The organism is Dyadobacter jiangsuensis (assembly GCF_003014695.1).
In the GTDB taxonomy this organism is placed as follows: domain Bacteria; phylum Bacteroidota; class Bacteroidia; order Cytophagales; family Spirosomataceae; genus Dyadobacter; species Dyadobacter jiangsuensis.
Genome location: NZ_PYAS01000043.1, coordinates 1 through 2,647 on the forward strand (window position 1 = coordinate 1; position 2,647 = coordinate 2,647).

General features: G+C 49.5%; 2 protein-coding genes. Both read right to left on the minus strand.

What is annotated here, in order from left to right; translation table 11 throughout:
* Positions 1-120 precede the first annotated feature (120 nt).
* Positions 121-870 (minus strand): IS21-like element helper ATPase IstB, encoded by a 750-nt coding sequence (gene istB, locus CLV60_RS34050; protein ID WP_106599848.1) that lies wholly within the window; start codon positions 868-870, stop codon positions 121-123.
* Between the two features lie 20 nt (positions 871-890).
* The gene (gene istA / locus CLV60_RS34055) at positions 891-2,420 is read right to left on the minus strand and encodes an IS21 family transposase (RefSeq protein WP_229211255.1); all 1,530 of its coding nucleotides are present in this window, start codon (positions 2,418-2,420) and stop codon (positions 891-893) included.
* Positions 2,421-2,647 lie beyond the last annotated feature (227 nt).

Genomic DNA, 2,647 nt, shown 5'->3' on the forward strand with positions numbered 1-2,647 from the left:
TGGGTATTTCGGAGAAGTTGACCACCTGATTCCGTGGCAAATTGACCACCTAATTATCTGGCGGCCGGTAGCAGAAAAAAGCTGCAGAAGCAGTTTCAAAAATAGTTAATTAAGGTCGTATTATTGGTAGCTGTTTTCGGGCTCCATTTTTTTCTTTCTTCTCATCGATTCCCCCCTCAGTTCTATCCGGTGTGCATCGTGGACAATGCGGTCCAGGATGGCATCAGCGATGGTCTTTTCACCGATCACCTCGTGCCACTTACTGACGGGCAACTGCGAAGTGATAATCAGTGACGCTTTCCCGTGCCGGTCTTCGATGATCTCCATCAGGGCTGCTCTGCTTTGTGCGTCGAAGGGCTGGATACCAAAGTCGTCTAGTACCAGCAGGTGCTGCCTTTCGATTTTGGCGATTTCCTTGATATAAGAGCCATCGGCCTTGGCCATTTTCAAGCGGGCGAACAGTTTGGGGGTATTCGCGTAAAGTACGCGATACCCCTGGATGCAGGCTTGATGGCCAATGGCGGTTGCCACATAGCTTTTGCCGATCCCGGTGCTGCCGGTGATCAGCAGGTTCTCGTTTCGGGTGATAAAAGAGCAATCGGCCAGGCGCATGACCTGGTTGCGGTCCAGACTGCGATCGGCATGGTAATGGATATTTTCGACGACGGCTTTATAACGGAACCGGGCCTGGTAGATCTGCCGCTCTACGCGGCGGTTGTTGCGATCGTCCCACTCGGCGTCCACAAGGTACCCTAATAGCTCATCGGCCGTATAATCATTAGTTTTCCCGCTTTCCAGGCTGGTTTTGAAGGCATGGAACATGCCATAAAATTTAAGCTTGCGCAGCTTCTCCAAGGTGTCATTGTTCATTGTATGGATTGTTTAAAAGGTTACTGATAATATTCTTCACCCCTGATATTGTCGTGGTTAGGCATCGGTAGCTCGTCGGCGAACAGGCTGTCCTCGTACTGGTCCATCTTCTTTTCCAATATCATCTGGATGATTTTGTAGTTGTAAATACCATAGCTCAACGCGCGCTGGCATGCGCTGATCAGTCGTTGTTCGCCGGCCTTTTTTGCGAAGGACAAGATGCCGATGCAAGAGCGGTAGGCCTGCTCGGGATGCTGCTTACGGTCCAGTATTTTAAGGATATAAAGCCTTACATCATCGTGGATCGAAGAAGCCCATTCGACGAACTTATCCGGGGTCCATTCGGTCAAAAAGCGGTGCGTGCTGGCCAGGTGCTCTTTATCGGTGGAGTAATTGTAGGGGCTTTTGACACGCTGATGCAGGGCTATGCGCTCATAACGGTAATAAATCTCGACCAACGTGCCCGAGAACAGCAATTTGACCTTCTTGCCGATGAATCGGTACGGGACGCTGTAATAGTGTTTATCGATGCTTAGGTTGACATGCCCGTTTTTCATCACCGTAGCATGTGATTGCTTTTTAAACTCGTATTTGAGTATTGGCAGCGGCGACAGTGCGTTACGCTCGATCTCTTCGAACTGAAGCCTGCGGCTGTAATTGCGACCACGCAGTAACTGGTTATTATGGACTTCCAAGGCAGCCCAGATGGCTGCGTTTAGCTCGGATAGTGAGTTGTAAACCTTCTTCCTCAAAGGGGCATAAATGCGGCTATAGACTATTTTAACAGCTCCTTCGACCAACGCCTTGTCGCGTGGCCGGTACGCCCTGGTGGGTAATATGGTGGTCCCGTAATGATTGGCAAAGTCCTCAAAAGTCTCGTTCAGGGTAGGTTCATACCGGTTGCTTTTGGTGACGGCAGCCCTGAGATTATCCGGAACTACCGCCGCAGGAACGCCCCCGATGTAATGAAAGGCGTTCTCACAAGCCAGGATCAAGTCTTCTTTTGACTGGCTCATAACAGCTTCCACATAGGTAAGCTGGCTAGCACCCAGGATGGCAATAAAGACTTCAACGTTAATTACTTCCCCAGTCTCACGACTGATAAAACTCTGTTTTACACCGGCAAAATCGATGTAGAGTTTATCTCCTGCCTTGTGATCCTGATGCATGACAGGATTAACCCGGGCCTTCCATTGGGCCAGGTGGAAGCAAAACTGGGTATAGCCAAACCCATCCGGAAACTCCTTTTTATACTTCTCCCAGAGCGAAAAACGCGTCTCACCAGGCATTTTAAGCTCTTTATCTATGCGGGGAAAACAGCGTTGTAGATACACTAACCGGTCCTGCGGTGGCATTTGCTTGACAGCCCCAAAGAACTCATCCAGCTCCTTGTCATTCAAGGCATTAACTTGGTCGAAGGTCAGGCCGCTCGCATCAAAAGCGGCCATATATTTTTTGGCTGTATTGCGGGAAACACCCGTTTGAGCAGCAATAGAGAGCTTGCTGCGGCCCTGACTGTACATCCTTAGTATCTGTCTTATTTTACTCATGCTGATAGTCGAATTTGCCATACTTTCCACGGTTGGTATCCGCCAAAAATATGGGTGATTCTACAGCATTTTCTGCTCGACAGGGTGGTCAGTTTGCTCCGGAATCCACTGGTCAGTTTCCTCCGAAACAGGTGGTCAATTTGCTCCGAAACGGGGTGGTCAATTTCGCCCGGAACAGGTGGTCAGTTTAAACTGAAACGGGGTGGTCAATTTCACCGAATTTTCCA